Source organism: Nitrincola sp. (assembly GCF_048264025.1).
Taxonomy (GTDB): Bacteria; Pseudomonadota; Gammaproteobacteria; order Pseudomonadales; family Balneatricaceae; genus Nitrincola.
On sequence record NZ_JBLXDN010000001.1, the window covers coordinates 427,050 to 443,876 of the forward strand.

General features: G+C 52.3%; 16 protein-coding genes. 6 read left to right on the forward strand and 10 right to left on the reverse strand.

Translation table 11 applies throughout. From position 1 onward, the window contains the following. Positions 1-8 precede the first annotated feature (8 nt). Together atpD and ACN0R1_RS02030 are read left to right on the forward strand one after the other, a co-directional pair. The gene (atpD, locus tag ACN0R1_RS02025; protein ID WP_417579391.1) at positions 9-1,388 is read left to right on the forward strand and encodes a F0F1 ATP synthase subunit beta; all 1,380 of its coding nucleotides are present in this window, start codon (positions 9-11) and stop codon (positions 1,386-1,388) included. Between the two features lie 32 nt (positions 1,389-1,420). Further along, the gene (locus ACN0R1_RS02030; protein WP_417579393.1) at positions 1,421-1,846 is read left to right on the forward strand and encodes a F0F1 ATP synthase subunit epsilon; all 426 of its coding nucleotides are present in this window, start codon (positions 1,421-1,423) and stop codon (positions 1,844-1,846) included. A 73-nt stretch (positions 1,847-1,919) separates the two neighbouring features. Here ACN0R1_RS02030 and ACN0R1_RS02035 read toward each other — a convergent pair whose 3' ends face one another. Together ACN0R1_RS02035 and ribBA are read right to left on the reverse strand one after the other, a co-directional pair. Then, positions 1,920-2,963, reverse strand: coding sequence for an LLM class flavin-dependent oxidoreductase (locus ACN0R1_RS02035; protein ID WP_417579395.1), 1,044 nt, complete (start codon positions 2,961-2,963; stop codon positions 1,920-1,922). Positions 2,964-3,103: 140 nt separating this feature from the next. Then, on the reverse strand, positions 3,104-4,213 hold the full coding sequence (gene ribBA, locus ACN0R1_RS02040) for a bifunctional 3,4-dihydroxy-2-butanone-4-phosphate synthase/GTP cyclohydrolase II (protein ID WP_417579397.1): 1,110 nt from the start codon (positions 4,211-4,213) through the stop codon (positions 3,104-3,106). Between the two features lie 79 nt (positions 4,214-4,292). Between ribBA and ACN0R1_RS02045 the strand changes: the two genes are divergently transcribed. Further along, positions 4,293-4,580: a DUF1330 domain-containing protein gene (locus ACN0R1_RS02045; protein WP_417579399.1), complete on the forward strand. Its 288-nt coding sequence runs from the start codon at positions 4,293-4,295 to the stop codon at positions 4,578-4,580. 12 nt (positions 4,581-4,592) lie between these two features. Here the strand turns inward: ACN0R1_RS02045 and ACN0R1_RS02050 are convergent, their stop codons facing one another. Genes ACN0R1_RS02050 through ACN0R1_RS02085 form a run of 8 tightly spaced genes read right to left on the reverse strand, consistent with a single transcriptional unit; the run spans position 4,593 to position 11,216 of the window. Continuing rightward, positions 4,593-5,156 carry an NUDIX hydrolase gene (locus tag ACN0R1_RS02050; protein WP_417579401.1) on the reverse strand — a complete coding sequence of 188 codons (564 nt, stop codon included), beginning with the start codon at positions 5,154-5,156 and terminating at the stop codon, positions 4,593-4,595. 4 nt (positions 5,157-5,160) lie between these two features. Then, positions 5,161-5,913 carry a GntR family transcriptional regulator gene (locus ACN0R1_RS02055; protein WP_417579403.1) on the reverse strand — a complete coding sequence of 251 codons (753 nt, stop codon included), beginning with the start codon at positions 5,911-5,913 and terminating at the stop codon, positions 5,161-5,163. Between the two features lie 30 nt (positions 5,914-5,943). Next, positions 5,944-6,333, reverse strand: a complete 390-nt coding sequence (locus tag ACN0R1_RS02060) for a carboxymuconolactone decarboxylase family protein (protein WP_417579405.1) — start codon at positions 6,331-6,333, stop codon at positions 5,944-5,946. Further along, the gene (locus tag ACN0R1_RS02065) at positions 6,326-7,792 is read right to left on the reverse strand and encodes an NAD-dependent succinate-semialdehyde dehydrogenase (RefSeq protein WP_417579407.1); all 1,467 of its coding nucleotides are present in this window, start codon (positions 7,790-7,792) and stop codon (positions 6,326-6,328) included. Before ACN0R1_RS02065 ends, ACN0R1_RS02060 begins: the two co-directional genes overlap by 8 nt. A gap of 16 nt (positions 7,793-7,808) precedes the next feature. Further along, a complete protein-coding gene (locus ACN0R1_RS02070) occupies positions 7,809-8,297 on the reverse strand; it encodes a flavin reductase family protein (protein ID WP_417579409.1) in 489 nt (162 codons plus the stop codon). Positions 8,298-8,310: 13 nt separating this feature from the next. Further along, positions 8,311-9,792 carry an aldehyde dehydrogenase gene (locus tag ACN0R1_RS02075; protein ID WP_417579411.1) on the reverse strand — a complete coding sequence of 494 codons (1,482 nt, stop codon included), beginning with the start codon at positions 9,790-9,792 and terminating at the stop codon, positions 8,311-8,313. A 13-nt stretch (positions 9,793-9,805) separates the two neighbouring features. Beyond that, the gene (locus ACN0R1_RS02080; RefSeq protein WP_417579413.1) at positions 9,806-10,624 is read right to left on the reverse strand and encodes an alpha/beta fold hydrolase; all 819 of its coding nucleotides are present in this window, start codon (positions 10,622-10,624) and stop codon (positions 9,806-9,808) included. Then, positions 10,605-11,216: an amino acid synthesis family protein gene (locus tag ACN0R1_RS02085; RefSeq protein ID WP_417579415.1), complete on the reverse strand. Its 612-nt coding sequence runs from the start codon at positions 11,214-11,216 to the stop codon at positions 10,605-10,607. The genes ACN0R1_RS02080 and ACN0R1_RS02085 overlap by 20 nt, the downstream gene beginning before the upstream one ends. Positions 11,217-11,546: 330 nt before the next feature. On the opposite strand from ACN0R1_RS02085, the gene ACN0R1_RS02090 reads away from it, so the two are divergent. From ACN0R1_RS02090 to glmS, 3 genes are all read left to right on the forward strand, one after another. Further along, positions 11,547-13,142, forward strand: coding sequence for a BCCT family transporter (locus tag ACN0R1_RS02090; protein ID WP_417579417.1), 1,596 nt, complete (start codon positions 11,547-11,549; stop codon positions 13,140-13,142). Positions 13,143-13,300: 158 nt separating this feature from the next. After that, positions 13,301-14,668 (forward strand): bifunctional UDP-N-acetylglucosamine diphosphorylase/glucosamine-1-phosphate N-acetyltransferase GlmU, encoded by a 1,368-nt coding sequence (gene glmU, locus ACN0R1_RS02095; RefSeq protein ID WP_417579419.1) that lies wholly within the window; start codon positions 13,301-13,303, stop codon positions 14,666-14,668. Positions 14,669-14,680: 12 nt separating this feature from the next. Continuing rightward, positions 14,681-16,510, forward strand: coding sequence for a glutamine--fructose-6-phosphate transaminase (isomerizing) (gene glmS, locus ACN0R1_RS02100; protein ID WP_417579421.1), 1,830 nt, complete (start codon positions 14,681-14,683; stop codon positions 16,508-16,510). Positions 16,511-16,827: the final 317 nt, after the last annotated feature.

Genomic DNA, 16,827 nt, shown 5'->3' on the forward strand with positions numbered 1-16,827 from the left:
ATCCGAACATGAGTAGCGGACGTATTGTTCAGATTATCGGTGCGGTAGTAGACGTGGAATTTCCACGTGACGCCATACCGAAGGTTTATGACGCATTACACGTCACAAAAACCGGCCTGACACTGGAAGTTCAGCAGCAGCTGGGCGACGGTGTTGTAAGGGCTATTGCCATGGGTCAGACCGAAGGTGTGAGCCGTGGATTAGATGTAGAAAATACAGGTGCACCTATTTCTGTGCCTGTAGGTACAGCGACACTGGGACGTATTATGGACGTTCTGGGTAACCCGATCGATGAAGCGGGCCCTATCGGTGAAGAAGAGCGTATGCCTATTCACCGTAAAGCACCGTCTTACGCCGATCAGGCAGCGTCTAACGATCTGCTGGAAACCGGCATCAAGGTTATCGACCTGGTTTGCCCGTTTGCCAAGGGTGGTAAAGTCGGTCTGTTCGGTGGTGCCGGTGTAGGTAAAACCGTAAACATGATGGAGCTTATCCGTAACATCGCGATAGAACACTCAGGTTTCTCTGTGTTCGCGGGTGTCGGTGAGCGTACTCGTGAAGGTAACGACTTCTACTTCGAGATGAAAGAGTCCAACGTACTGGATAAAGTATCTCTGGTATACGGTCAGATGAACGAACCCCCAGGTAACCGTCTGCGTGTAGCGCTGACTGGCCTGACCATGGCAGAAAAGTTCCGTGACGAAGGTCGTGACGTACTGTTGTTTGTTGACAACATTTACCGTTACACCCTGGCCGGTACTGAAGTATCCGCCCTGTTGGGTCGTATGCCATCGGCGGTAGGTTATCAGCCAACTCTGGCGGAAGAGATGGGCGTTCTGCAGGAACGTATCACCTCAACCAAAGTCGGTTCTATCACGTCTATCCAGGCGGTATACGTACCGGCAGATGACTTGACTGACCCGTCTCCGGCAACTACCTTCTCGCATCTTGATGCGACCGTGGTATTGTCGCGTCAGATCGCTGAGCTAGGTATCTACCCAGCCGTAGATCCACTGGATTCCACGTCACGTCAGCTGGATCCGCTGGTTATCGGTCAGGAACACTATGATGTTGCACGTAACGTACAGGGTGTTTTACAGCGCTATAAAGAGCTGAAAGACATCATTGCGATTCTGGGTATGGATGAGTTGTCTGATGAAGACAAATCCATCGTATCCCGTGCACGTAAAATTCAGCGTTTCTTGTCTCAGCCGTTCTTCGTGGCCGAAGTGTTCACCGGATCTCCAGGTAAATACGTGCCGCTGAAAGATACCATCAGCAGCTTTAAAGGCATCCTGGCCGGTGAATATGATCACATGCCAGAGCAAGCCTTCTATATGGTTGGTGGCATCGACGAAGCGATTGAGAAAGCCAAGGGCATGAAATAAGTTCTGGCGGAACCTTTTAAGAGGTAATCAACATGGCTGTAACTGTTCAATGCGAGATCGTCAGTGCTGAGGAAGAAATTTTCTCCGGGCTGGTAGAATTTATCTCGGTGACAGGTAGCCTGGGTGACCTGGGTATTATGCCCGGTCACACTCCGCTGTTAACGGAACTGAAACCAGGCCCGGTCGAACTGCGAAAAGAGGGCGGTGAACAGGACGTATTTTACGTCTCTGGTGGTTTTATCGAGGTTCAGCCGTTCAAGGTAACGGTTTTGGCAGACACAGCGTTGCATGCCAAAGATCTGGATGAAGCTGCAGCAATGGAAGCTCAGAAACATGCTCAGCATGCTATTTCTGACAAGTCCGGTGAGTTCCAATACTCACGCGCTGCCTCCCAGCTGGCAGAAGCCGCAGCACAACTGCGTACTCTGCAGCAGATCAAGAAAAAACTCGGTAAGTAATCCGTCCAGGCGGGTTTACCGAAACAAAAAAGCCTCCCTTGGGAGGCTTTTTTCGTTAAGGTTGGATTCAATCTCAGCTAAATGCGGGTATGACCTGTGCAATAAACAGTTCTAAAGAGCGCTTTTTCTCAGCGTGCGACAGGCTGTTATCACTCCAGAAGCTGAACTCATCAATACCCATGGCTTCATAATGTTTCAGGCGCTCAATAATCTCTGCAGGTGTACCTATCATGGTATTTTTATGCAGATTATCGAGTTGAAACTCGGGCCGTTCAGCAAATTTGGATTCAGGACTGGGTGGCAGTAAGCCATTGACAGGTGTCTGTGAATTGCCGAACCAGGCATCGAAGGTGCGATAAAAGCGTGCAATACCGGCCGCACCAATTTTCCAGCCTTCAGGGTCATCTTCACTGTGTACGTAGGTGTGGCGCAGCACCATGATCTCAGGACGTGCCACGTCTGGATTATTGCTCAAGGCAGTATCAAATTTTTGCTTCAGATCCGCGACTTCTTCATCGCCTTTCATCAGCGGGGTCACCATCACATTACAGCCATTTTTGACGGCAAAATTATGTGAGTCAGGGTCCCTGGCGGCGATCCAGATCGGCGGCATGGGCTGTTGCACCGGGCGTGGAGAAGATGTCGATGTTGGGAAGTTCCAAAGTGCACCCTCATGCGCATAGTCGCCTTGCCACAGCGCCTTAACCGCTGGCACCATTTCCCGCAGATACTGGCCACCTTCACTGGCCGACATGCCATTGGCCAGGCGATCAAATTCAAATTGATAAGCCCCCCTGGCCAGACCGACTTCCATACGCCCGTTACTGATTACATCTAACAAGGCACATTCGCCGGCAACCCGGATCGGATGCCAGAAAGGCGCAATAATGGTACCTGCACCCAATCGAATCGTTTCAGTTTGGCCTGCTAAATAGGCCAGAATCGGCATAGGGCTGGGTGCAATGGTGTATTCCATCGAATGGTGCTCACCAACCCAAACGGTTGAAAAACCGCCTTTTTCAGCCATTTTGGTGAGCTCAGTCAGATTTTCGAACAACTCGCTGTGGCTGACTGTTTCATCGTAGCGTTCCATGTGTATGAATAGAGAAAATCTCATGGGTAGAACCTCAAACCTTATGCTGTTTTTATAGTGATGCTTGTGGGTAATTAACCCCTGGATACTTCATCTAATGAAAGTATCTTTATTTGGTATACCATAATACGATACTACCACCGGAATGCTACAAATGAAATGGGTTAATCTTCAAAGGGGATGGAGTCGACGACTTCCAGGTCATAGCCTGTCAGTCCAGCATAACGCAGCGGTGGACCTAAATGGCGCAGCTTGCCAACACCCAGGTCTTGCAGGATCTGGGCGCCGGTGCCGACTTCAGAATAGATACGTGATTGCGACGGACTGAAAGGCTTGCGGGTTTGTGTCAGTTGAGGAATACGTTCAAGCAAGGCTTGGGAAGATTCATGATTAGCGAGGATCACCACAATACCACAGCCTTCAGCTGCAACCCGTTCAAGCGCCGCCCAGAGGGTCCAATTACGCGGTCCGGTATACTCGGCACCCACCAGGTCGCGTAACGGGTCGATAACATGCACTCTGACCAGTACCGCTTCCTGGTGCTGTATATCGCCCATGACCATGGCAATATGTACGCCACCATCTATTCGATCCTCATAGGTCACCAGCCGAAAGGTACCATGCACGGTACTCAACTCACGCTCACCAATACGGGAAACGGTATGCTCAGTACTGAGACGATAGTGAATCAGGTCTGCAATCGTGCCAATTTTGATGCCGTGGCGCTGGGCAAAAACTTCCAAATCCGGGCGCCTGGCCATGCTGCCATCTTCATTCATCACTTCGACGATAACGGCCGCAGGGGTAAGCTGGGCAAGATTAGCTAGGTCACAACCCGCTTCAGTATGACCCGCACGGGTTAATACCCCACCTTCGCGGGCGCGTAAGGGAAACACATGACCGGGTTGAACCAGATCGTCGGGACAGGCCTTGTCAGCTACGGCTGTTAAAATGGTGTGGGCACGATCAGCCGCGGAGATACCGGTGGTAACGCCTTGTGCCGCTTCAATCGATACGGTAAAAGCAGTTGAGAAGGGACTGCCGTTATGCGGAACCATCATATCCAGTCCGAGCCGTTGGCAGTGGGATTCGGTTAGCGTCAGACAGATCAGGCCACGTGCTTCACGTGCCATAAAGTTGATCGCTTCAGGCGTGCATTTTTCGGCTGCCAGTAACAGATCCCCTTCATTTTCACGATCCTCATCGTCCACCAGCAGTACCATTTTTCCCTGGCGAAAATCTTCGATTATTTCTTCAATTGGATTGAATGGCATGTTTGTTCTCCTGCTGTTGATCTGTTTTCATATCATGGTATACCATAATACCAACTTTTGCTAAGTGAGGAAGCGGACAATGAAAGCCTATTGGATTGCACAGGTCGATATCGAGGATCCTGAAGCCTATGCGCAATACACAGCGCGGGCACCGCAAGCCATTGCCCTCTATGATGGGCGTTTTTTAGCGCGAGGCGGACGCTCACTGGCTCTGGAAGGGCGGGATACGCCTGAACGCAGCGTAGTGATCGAATTTGATTCTTATGACCAGGCACTGGCGTGTTATCACTCACCCGAGTATCAGCAAGCCTGCCGTTACCGAACCGGCGTGGCCAGGGTTGAGATAGTGATACTAGAGGGTTTGTAATACGGGATTGAGCTACTTGAGAAAATGGATTTTTCCGGTAGCATCATTGCCGACATAGATGCCGTAAATACCGGCCTGACGCTCGCTGATATAGCGTGCCAATATTTGCCGTATGGCCGGGTAATATATCTGTTCCCAGGGAATATCTTCGGGTGCAAAGAAGCGACAGGTCGCGGTTTCTGGACCATATTCATCCGTGATTTCCAGCGCCAGGGCTCTGAAGATGATATAGACTTCGTTGATCATCGGCACACTGAAAATAGAGTAGGGCGAAAGGATGTCAGCCCTTACACCACTTTCTTCCCAGACTTCGCGTAACGCCGCTTCTTCGGTGGTTTCACCATTTTCCATAAAGCCCGCTGGCAACACCCAACTACCCGCTTGAGGGGGGATGGCGCGTTGGCATAACAGGTATTTACCTTGCTGTTCAATGATGCAGCCGGTAATCACCTTGGGGTTGTCGTAATGAATATAACCGCAAGCCTGGCAGGTGAGGCGATCGTGAGTATCGCCTGCCGGACGGGTAATCTGCAGGTCTGGGCCACCACATTGAGGGCAGAAACGAGGCGTACGCATGCTGTTAACGACCTATTCGGGGCTCCTGAAGCGCGATCGGCGTGACAAATTCGCGCATCTCTGTGTCCTCTCCCTGCTGGGTACGCAGGTATTCCAATGCCACCTGCGCGGCTGCTCTGACATGATCAACCGAGGCCTGGTGGGCTGCATGTGGATCACCGCTTTTGATGGCGTCAACTATGCGTTCCATTTCCTGATTACTGTTGCTACGGCGGTTGGCTTGAGTGACCGAAGTGGCTCTCAGGTAACTGATTCGAGCCTGTAGCTGACGCAATTGTGTTGCCGCAACCTGGTTGCCAGCGCCTTCCAGCAAGACTTCATAAAAGCCTTGGACAGAATCCAATACTTGTTGAAGGTTACCGGTTTTCAACACTTTTTGGTTTTCTTGCAGGGCACGTTCCAGCGCGCGGATATCCTTGGGTTTGGCATTCAAGGTAAACAGTTGCACGATCAGGCCTTCCAGAACACAGCGTAATTCGTAAATATCCCGTGCATCTTCCAGCGTAATAACGGCAACGCGTGGGCCGCGGTTGCCATCGAACTCAACCAGCCCCTCTGACTCAAGATGGCGTAATGCTTCGCGAACAGAGGTACGACTGACGCCCAGGCGTTCACAGAGATCACGCTCAACCAGTCTGTCACCCGGCAGTAGCTGAAAGTTAAGAATTGCTGAGCGCAGCTTATCGAGCACCATTTCCCGGAGAGTGACAAGTGTCCGGTTGATTTTCAAAGAGTCATCGCTTGGCAGTTTCTTCATCAGGATTCGCTCTGGTTTTGGCGTTTAGGGTTAAGAGTCGGTCTCAGCGTCTGCTTCTGCAAAGGCTTCGCGGGCAATACGAAAGCTGTCGACGGCTGCCGGTATGCCGCAATAGATACCGACTTGCAGCAGTATTTCGCGGATCTGCTCACGGCTCAGGCCATTGCGCAATGCACCACGGATGTGCAGCTTCAGTTCATGCGGCCGGTTGAGGGCAGAAATCATGGCCAAGTTTATCATGCTGCGCTCTTGCAGGGATAAACCTTTACGGTCCCAGACATGCCCCCAGCAGTATTCAGTTACCAGCTCCTGCAGTGGCTGGGTGAATTCATCGGCGTTTTCCAGAGAACGTTGTACATAGTCTTCTCCGAGCACCTGGGTGCGGATAGCTAAGCCTTTCTGGTATTTTTCGTTATGCATGTTGCTCTCCTTCCGATAGCGCTAATCCGCCCATCAGGGCATATTTGATTTCCAGATAATCGTCTATACCGTAGCGTGAACCTTCTCTGCCAAGCCCGGAAGACTTGATGCCACCAAAGGGTGCTACTTCAGTTGAGATCATGCCCTCGTTAATGCCTACCATACCGTACTCCAGTGCCTCCGTCATGCGCCAGGCCCTGCCCAGATCACGGGTATAGCAATAGGCCGCCAGTCCATATTCGGTGTTATTGGCCAACTCAATCGCTTGTTGTTCGGTCTCAAATCTGAACAGGGCGGCCAGCGGACCGAAGGTTTCTTCTTCGGCCACCTGCATTTCTGGCGTAACTTCGGTCAATAGCGTCGGCTGGTAGAAGTTCTGCCCGAGTGCATGGCGTTGACCCCCTTGTAGCAGCACGGCACCTTTACTGAGGGCGTCCTCTACATGAGCCTCCACTTTGATAACAGCCTGTTCATTAATCAAGGGACCGATATCGGTTGCTGGGGTAAAGCCATCACCAACGTGTAACGCGGCTATACGTTCTTTTAGGCGCTGGGCAAAACGGTCGTAAATGCCATTCTGAATCAGAAAGCGGTTCACACAGACACAGGTTTGTCCGGCATTGCGGAATTTGGCCAGCATCGCCCCGTCGATGGCGCGATCGATATCGGCATCATCAAAGACAATAAACGGGGCATTACCACCCAGTTCAAGAGACACTTTTTTCAATGTGTCAGCACACTGGGCCATCAGCAGTTTGCCTATGGGAGTTGAGCCAGTAAAAGACAGTTTTCTAACACGGGTGCTGCGGGTCAAGCTACCGCCAATGGCAACGGCGTCACCAGTGACCACATTCAATATGCCAGGGGGAATGCCCGCCTGTTCAGCCAGATCGGCCAAGGCCAGCGCGGTAAAGGGTGTTTCAGGTGCCGGTTTGACAATACAAGGGCAGCCTGCCGCGAGGGCGGGTGCTACTTTGCGGGTAATCATCGCCGCTGGGAAGTTCCAGGGGGTAATCGCTGCAACGATACCGACTGGCTGTTTCTGCACCAGGATGCGAGCATCGGCTTTGTGGCTGGGAATGATATCGCCATAGATGCGCTTGGCTTCTTCGGCAAACCATTCTATAAAACTGGCAGCATAGATAATTTCATTGCGGGCTTCCGGCAAGGGTTTTCCTTGCTCCAGCGTGAGGATTTCTGCCAGGTCATCGGTGTGTTGCAGTATCAGTCGATACCAGGCTTTGAGACAGTCACTACGTTCCCGGGCGGTTTTTGCGCGCCAAGCGGGGAAGGCTTGTTCAGCGGCGTCAATGGCGAGCTGGGTTTCGGTAGCGCCCATCAAGGGAACATGGCCCAGCAGACTGCCATTGGCCGGATTCATGATCGGGCTGGTGGCCGCATTTTGGGCATCTATCCAGCAGCCATTGATATAGGCTTGCTGATGAAATAATTGATTCATGGAATTTCCTTGGGTATCAGGCAAAGCTGCCAGGCAAAGCGCCCAGCTTGCCGCGGTGATACAGCAATGGCACGATATCCTGGTCAGGTAAGCGTAAGCGCTTCACTTCACCGACAATAATGGCATGGTCGCCGCCGTCATATTCGCGCCACAGCTCACATTCGATAATGGCAGTGGCACCCGGTAATAATGGATTGCCCAATTCACTTAATTGCCACTCGACCCCCTGGGCTTTGTCAGCGCCTTTACTTGCAAAGGTATAGGCATGAGCCTGTTGGTCAGCTCCGAGTAGATGAATGGCAAACTGCTTTCTATCACGCAGCAGCGGATAGGTGTCCGAACTGTAGTTAGGGCAAAAAAGCACCAAGGCCGGGTCGAGCGATACGGCGCTGAAGGCACTGGCTGTAATACCGGCAATCTGACCCTTGCTGTCCAGCGTGGTTACAATGGTGACACCTGAAGGAAAGGCACTCATCACCGATTTGTAGAGTTGGGGATCGATCATTGAAATTCTCCGCTTATCGCATAATGAAGGGGTCTGGCATGGGCGCCTGGGATAAATTGATCCAGACAGTTTTAGGCTCGGTATAGGCGAGTACTGAATCGATACCACTCTCACGGCCATAACCGCTTTGCCCAAACCCGCCTATAGGCGCCATGGCTGAAACCGCACGATAGGTGTTGACCCAAATAATGCCAGAGCGGACATCTCTGGCCAGGCGATGTGCCCGTCCGAGATCGCGTGTCCAAATACCTGCGGCTAAGCCAAAACGCGAGTCATTGGCCAGCGACAGTGCTTCGGCTTCGGTCGAAAAGCGAATGACCGCAGCGACCGGACCAAAGACCTCTTCTTGCATGATGGTCAGATCAGATGATGCACACTCGAGCAGAGTGGGTTGGTAATACCAGCCCTTGAGTGCTGTATCTGGGCGTTTGCCACCCAGTCTTAAGCAGGCCCCTTCGGCTAAGGCACTGGCGACACTCTGCTCAACAATGGCCAGTTGCTGGGCGGTAGCCATTGGTCCCATTTCGGAGCTTTCATCCTGCGGATTGCCAATTTTAATACGCTCGGCGCGGTCGATCAGGCGCTCGATAAAGGTATCGTAAATTTCATCCTGAACCAGCAAACGTGAACCGGCAACACAGCTTTGTCCAGCCGCGGCATAGATGCCGGCAATAGCACCATTCACCGCACTGTCTAGATCGGCATCTGCAAAGATAATGTTGGGTGATTTGCCACCCAGCTCCAATGAGAGCTTGGCAAAGTTCTCGGCACTGCTGCGCACCACATGCTGAGCGGTCGATGTACCACCGGTGAAGGCAATCTTACGGACCAATGGGTGGCGTGTCAGCGCTGCACCCGTGCTGGGACCGAAACCGGTCACCACATTGACTACGCCAGGAGGAATGCCGGCTTCCAGTACTAGCCGTGCCAGCTCAAGGAGTGTGGCAGATGCATGTTCGGACGGCTTGAGTACCAGCGTGTTGCCAGCGGCAAGCGCAGGGGCCAGTTTGATGGCAGCCAGGTAGAGTGGACTGTTCCAGGGAATAATCCCGGCGACGACCCCCAAAGGTTGTGGTTGGGTATAAGCAAACAGGTCGGGTTTATCCAGAGGTAGCGTGGTGCCTTCAAGTTTGTCTGCCAGACCGGCGGTATAGTAGAAAAACTCCGGCAAATAATTGACCTGACCTCGGGTTTCACGGATCAGTTTGCCGTTATCCTTGCTCTCAAGCTGAGCCAGGTGTTCCGCGTTTTCTGCAATCAGATCACCCAGCCGTCGTAACAGCTTACCGCGCGCCGTTGCGCTCAGGGTACGCCATGCCGCAGCCTCAAAGGCTTGTTGCGCAGATTGGACGGCTAAATCCACATCGGCTTCATCGGCATCCGCTAGGCATGCCCAGGGTTCTGCCAGTGCTGGATCGAAAGATTCGAAGGTTTTACCTGATAGGGCATCGACCCATTCACCATGGATACACATACGGAAACGTTGCAATGTCATACAAATACCTCTGTTATGTGGCCTGCTGCTCAAGTTGCACTGATTGCAGAAACTCAAGTAGCAGGTGATTAACCCTGTCTGGTGATTCCATTGGCATCATATGCCGTTGCCCCTTGAGTATGGCGCACTGTGCACCCGGGATGCGAGACGCCAGTTGTTCAGCCATTTCGGATGTTGATCCTGGATCCAGTTCACCGGTGACGACCAGTGTCGGAGCTTTAATTTGATCTAACTGAGTCTCACCAAAGCAATCCTGTGTGGCAAAAAGCTGATAAGTTGTGACATAACCCTGAGGATCGTTGTCAATTAACTGTTGGTGAATTGCGTTTATCTGCTCCGGGTGGGCGGCACGATAGTCGTCACTAAACCAGCGCAATAAGGCTTCTTCTACATTGGCATCCGGACCCTGCTCAGCGGCTTGCTGGGCACGTTCAATGACTCGCATACGTTGTTCCATTGTGCGCTTAAACACGCTGTTAAGAATGACTAATGCATCGAGTTTATCTAGGTACTTGAGCGCAAATGCACGCGCGACCAACCCTCCCATGGAGAATCCAATCAGTTTGCACGAGGCGAGGTTCAGGTGCTGCAACAGTTCATCCAACTGATCGGCATAGCAGTTTAAGCTGGCATCAGCGGCTGGTTTTGCGCTGCCACCATGGCCCAGCATATCGTAGGTAATTACCTGAAAATGCTGCGCAAGGGCGTCAACCTGATGGCACCACATGCTTTTATCCAGGCCAACACCGTGGATGAGTACCAGGGGATCACCTTGACCCGATACGTCATAACAGGTGCCAGCAGGTGTGTGGTTAGTGGTTAGTTGCGTCATTGTTAATTCCATTTTCTGCGGCCAGCTCTTCCAGATCACTATAGCGATTGCCGATGCGAGGGTGCAGGCGGCCACCATCAGAAGCACCGAGTACCACCACGATTTCATCGGCTCTGGGTGCATCTTCGATGCGCATTTCCAGTGTGATGTAGTGTGAGCGTAACCCTTCATCGTCTTTGTGCATCATCGGAATCTGTATTGATGTTCCGGGTCCACCGCGCTTGTTGGTAAAAGACAGGTAGGATTTTGCTTTTACGGCTTCGCGGTAGTGATTACCAAAGCGCAGGGTATGGATAACGGCCGAAGCATGCTCTATTTCACCATCGGCACCGACGACAGCAGCTTTTCCGTAGGCTTCAATCGCTTCAGCACCACCCATCAGGGCGCAAAGGCGTTCAACCATTAATTTGCCAAGTTCTGAACAGCCCGCCTTGATCTCAGGTTTAAGATCATCAACAAACCCTTTACCACACCAGGGATTACGAATAATGACCGCCAAACCCACCATGGTAACTGGGGTTTCAGAGGATTTATTACCTTCAATATGGGTTTCTTCAATGTAACTGACGATCTTGCGAATCTCAAAGCTCATGCTGGACTCCTGATGATGTTCATAGGGAGATAGGGTCATTGTTTCCCAGTCTTTTGTTGTACATGGTATACCATAATACAAATCATGCAAGTTTGTACAGTGCCAAGATAACCCCAGCTAACCGATCTAAAGGCCAATAAAAAAATATTACCCGACAGGATTGAAAATTTATCTGGTATGATGGTATACCATAATACTGTAGTTCAGGCTGAACCGCTTTTACAAGCGCGAAGCCCTCAAGGTGGGTCTGGTAAAACCGGACCTTACTTAATAGGACGGCCGTTGATTACAACGGCTGGCTTTGACAAACAAAAACAAAAGGAGACGACCGTGAATGATCGTCCGTTAACGCTATATGAGCGTATCTTTGTGGGCGTTAATCCCACCATGGCGATCGCTTCTTTCATGATGGTATTGATTTTCGTGTTATTCACGGTGACCAATACCGAGTTGGCCAACAGTATCTACACAGGTACCAAGGCCTGGATTGAAAGTTCGCTGGGATGGTATTACGTGATTGTTGTGGGTGCTGTTTTATTCTTTACCCTCTGGGTCGGGTTAAGTCGATTCGGTAACCTGCGTCTCGGGCGGGATGATGAGCGCCCGGAGTTCAGCAACTTTGCCTGGTTTGCCATGCTGTTCAGCGCGGCTGTCGGCACAGGGTTGTTATTCTGGAGTATTGCAGAACCCCTGATGCATATGCAGGGCAATCCTTTCATGACCATGGCGGGCGCTGAAGCAGGTAGCCCTGAGGCGGCGCAGATAGCTTTGCGCGTAACCATGTTCCACTGGGGGCTGCATGGTTGGTGTATTTATATTCTGATGGGTGTGGTGTTGGCCTATTTCTGTTATCGACAAGGCTTACCCCTGACCATTCGGTCGGCACTTTATCCGCTCTTGGGTGAGCGTATTTATGGTCCTTTGGGGCATGCCGTGGATTTGCTAGCCATTTTCAGTACTCTGTTTGGCACGGCTACCACCCTGGGCTTGGGGGTGTCGCAAATGAACGCCGGGCTCAACTATATTTTCGGTTGGGAAATATCCACCACCAACCAGCTACTGTTGATTGCAGGTACGTCATTGGTTGCAACCTTCTCCGCTGTTTCCGGAGTGCGTCGAGGCATTCTCTGGTTGAGCAAGTGGAACATCAGGGTCAGTGCCATACTCTTCCTGTTTTTGCTGATAGCAGGCCCTACGGTATTCCTACTGGGGTTGTATGCCACCAGTGTCGGTGATTATTTGGCGAACTTTATCCCCATGGGACTTTGGACTGATAGCGATCCAGACCAGCAGTGGCAGGGTTGGTGGACCATTTTCTATTGGGGATGGTGGTTGTCCTGGGGTCCGTTTGTCGGGATGTTCATTGCCAGAATTTCCAGAGGGCGTACGGTACGCCAGGTGGTGATAGGCGGCATGTTGGTTTCAACACTCGGTGCATTTCTGTGGATCGTGATCATGGGAGGTACGGGTGTGTACCTGCAACTGCAGGGCGTTGACCTGTCCAGTGTTGCCAACAGCGACTTGACTATGGTGCTGTACAAAACAATCGAGGGTCTGAATGTGCACTGGGCGACTTTGCCCATGGCGGCTTTGGCTACCTTGATGATTGTCAGTTGGTTTGTCACTTCAGCGGATTCCGCAACACTGGTGATCTGTACCATCCTTTCGACGGGCGATCAGGATCCACCGGTTCGTTTCCGCATGATTTGGGGATTGGGACTAGGCGCCCTGGCGGGCGTGTTATTGCTTGCGGGTGGGTTGCAGGGATTACAGGCCGCTACCATAGCCGCCGCGTTACCCTTCTCACTGGTATTACTGCTGATTTGCTACTGCTTGTATAAAGCGTTTCATCAAGAAGAATGTCTGTTGGCGACTATTCCGCTTGCCAGCAGCGATCATCCTTCTCTGCGTAGCACAGCCGTATAATCCTGCCCCCTATACTGTCCAATCGGCCTGAGGGTTGGTTGGGCAGTCCTCGGTTACTGCCCTTGGTTCCTTCTGTATCTTGATCGGTCATGGATGTTTAACGCCTCTCCGGTGTAAAATATGCGCTAGTAGCAATCAAGGACACAGGAAAATACGGCATGCAAACAGACGTAGTCATACTGGCAGCGGGTCAGGGAAGCCGAATGAAATCCGCATTACCCAAGGTGATGCACTCGCTGGCGGGTAAACCCATGCTGCAGCATGTGATAGACAGCGCCGCCACCCTGCCAGATAGTGACATACATGTGGTGATAGGGCATGGTGCCGATCAGGTTAAACAGCAGTTGCACAAGCAACCGGTAACGCTGGCCTTGCAGGCTGAGCAACTGGGCACCGGGCATGCTGTGGCCCAGGCACTGCCGCAGTGTTGTAACGAATCCATTGTGTTGATCCTCTATGGTGATGTACCACTAATCCAATCCCAGACCCTTAATCAACTTATCCACATAGCGGCACAGGATCATCTGGCGTTGCTGACGGTTGAGCTAGATGATCCGACGGGGTATGGCCGCATAGTGCGTAACCCGGTAAAGGATGTGGTCGCTATTGTTGAACACAAGGATGCCAGTGACGCACAACGGGCCATTAATGAGGTGAATACCGGCATTATGGCGCTGAAGCACAGCTATTTGCAGGCCTGGCTACCGCAGTTGTCGGCTGAAAATGCCCAAGGCGAGTATTATCTGACCGATATTATTGCCATGGCCGCGGCGGAGGGTGTCAGAATTGGCGCCATTCAGCCCGCCTGTGAGCAAGAAGTGCAGGGGGTCAATAATCGTCTGCAACTGGCCGAACTGGAACGCTGGTATCAGCGTCAACAGGCCGAATTACTCATGACTAACGGTATCACCCTGATGGATCCTGCCCGTATTGATGTGCGTGGTAAACTTTCAGCGGCTCAGGATGTCATTATCGATGTGAACTGTATTTTTGAAGGCGAGGTTAGTCTGGGCGAAGGGGTTATTATCGGTCCCAATTGCCTAATCCGTAACAGCCGTATCGCCGCTGGCTGCCGTATTGAAGCCAATTCAATCATTGATGGAGCAGAGGTCGGCGAAGCGGTGGTCGTAGGCCCCTTTGCCCGTTTACGCCCAGGTACCGAGCTGGCCGAGGGCAGTAAAATTGGCAATTTTGTCGAAACCAAAAAAGCCCGTATAGGCAAAGGCAGCAAAGTGAATCATCTTAGCTATATTGGTGATGCCTGTATTGGAGAAGACGCCAATATTGGTGCCGGTACGATTACCTGTAATTATGATGGTGTGAATAAATCCGAAACACACATAGGTGATCGTGCCTTTATCGGCTCCAATACCGCGCTGGTTGCCCCGGTCAAAGTCGGCGAAGATGCGACCATCGCCGCTGGTTCTGTGATTACCCGAGATACCCCTGCTGGACAGCTGTCAGTTGGCCGTGCCAGACAGCAAACCCTGAGCCACTGGAAACGCCCAAGCAAACGCGATGCGTAAGGAATCTGAGTCATGTGTGGAATAGTTGGTGCTGTTGCTACCCGTCCGGTAGCTGAAATTCTTCTGGAAGGCCTAAGACGCTTGGAGTACCGCGGCTATGATTCCGCCGGTATGGCGTTACTGGATGAAGTCGGCCAGGTAGCGCGTTTGCGCCGTGCGGGTAAGGTACAGGCACTGGCCGATCTGTTGGCCGAGCAGCCCCAGACAGGAGAGATCGGCATCGCTCACACCCGCTGGGCTACCCACGGTAAACCTACCGAGTCCAATGCGCATCCGCATATGTCTGGCGAGCGCCTGGCAGTGGTTCACAACGGCATCATTGAAAACTATGAGCCTCTGCGTGAAGCGCTCAAGGCCGATGGCTATGTGTTCAATTCCGATACCGATACCGAGGTGGTTGCCCATCTGCTGGATCAGACACTGAAAACCGGACTCACCCCGACACAAGCCTTGCGCCAGTGTGTGGCACGTATGGAAGGTGCCTTTGCGCTGGGTGTGGTACATGCCGATTATCCAGACAAACTGCTGGCCGCACGTAAGGGTAGTCCGCTGGTGATTGGCGTGGGTATGGGCGAAAACTTTATTGCCTCGGATCAATTGGCGCTTTTGCCGGTAACAGACCGCTTCATGTTTCTGCAAGAGGGCGACATAGCCACTCTGACCACCCATAAAATCGAGGTTTTGGATGCGGCGGGTAATGCCGTAGAGCGTCCGGTCAGCATCTTTGAACACGGTCAGGCCGCCGCCGAAAAGGGCAGCTTCAAACATTTTATGCTGAAAGAGATCTACGAGCAGCCTGAAGTAATGAAACGGGTGCTGGAAGGGCGCATCAGTCAGGGTCACCTGCTGGAGCAGGCCTGGGGCGTTGGCGCCTCGGCGTATTTTGATCAGGCTAAACAGGTGCAGATAGTCGCCTGTGGCACCAGTTACCATGCCGGAATGATTGCCCGTTACTGGATAGAATCGATCGTTGGTATTCCCTGCAATGTCGAAGTAGCCAGCGAGTTCCGCTACCGTGACGTGGTACTGCCGCAAAACACCCTGTTGATAACCTTGTCTCAGTCGGGCGAAACCGCCGATACCCTGGCCGCCCTGCGTGAAGTGAAACACCGAGTACTCGCCAGTCTGGCAATTTGTAACGTCCCAGGCAGTTCCCTGGTACGAGAATCCGACCTGGCATTGATGACCAATGCCGGACCCGAAATCGGCGTAGCTTCCACCAAGGCATTCACTTCCCAGCTAGTGGCGCTGCTGATGACCACGCTGATACTGGCTCGACGCACGGGATTGAAACCTGAGCAGGAAGCTCAAATCGTAGAAGCGCTGCAGGCGTTACCAACCCTCATTCAATCGCTGCTGTCACTCAACGACAGCATCGCGAAAATGGCTGAAGCCTTTGCAGAGAAACACCATGCCCTGTTCCTGGGGCGCGGTACGCTCTATCCAGTCGCCATGGAAGGGGCGTTGAAACTTAAAGAGATCTCCTACATCCATGCCGAAGCCTATCCCGCTGGCGAGCTGAAACATGGCCCGCTGGCACTGGTCGACAAGGATATGCCCGTCGTCGCCGTGGCACCCAACAACGACATGCTGGATAAACTCAAATCCAACCTGCAGGAAGTCCGTGCCCGCGGCGGTGAACTCTTCGTGTTCACTGGATGTGAGCAGAGCATTCGCGACGAAGAAGGCGTCACCACCCTGACACTACCCGCCGTACATCCGCTGCTGGAACCGCTGGCCTATACCTTGCCGCTACAGCTACTGTCGTATCATGTAGCCGTGCTTAAGGGTACCGATGTGGATCAACCAAGGAATCTGGCGAAGAGTGTCACGGTGGAATAACACTCCACCATCACCCGTTGGAGCCCGCTCCGCGGGCGAACCCCACGTGTCTTGTAGGAGCCCGCTCCGCGGGCGAAGAGCTTCGCTCACAGAGTGAGCTCCTACGCAGAGTGAGCTTATATGGACCCGCCCGTGTTGCAAGCTATTTTTGACTCGAGCAGATGTGTTGCACGCTTATATCCGACCTATGAGTGAGCATATCTGCTCGGCCATTAAAAGATGTGCACTCACTTTCGCTAATCTCCTACTCGGCTTCTATGAGCCAACCCGCTCGTAAGGATAAGTGAGTCGATTTTATCTGTCTTGTCTTAATAGTC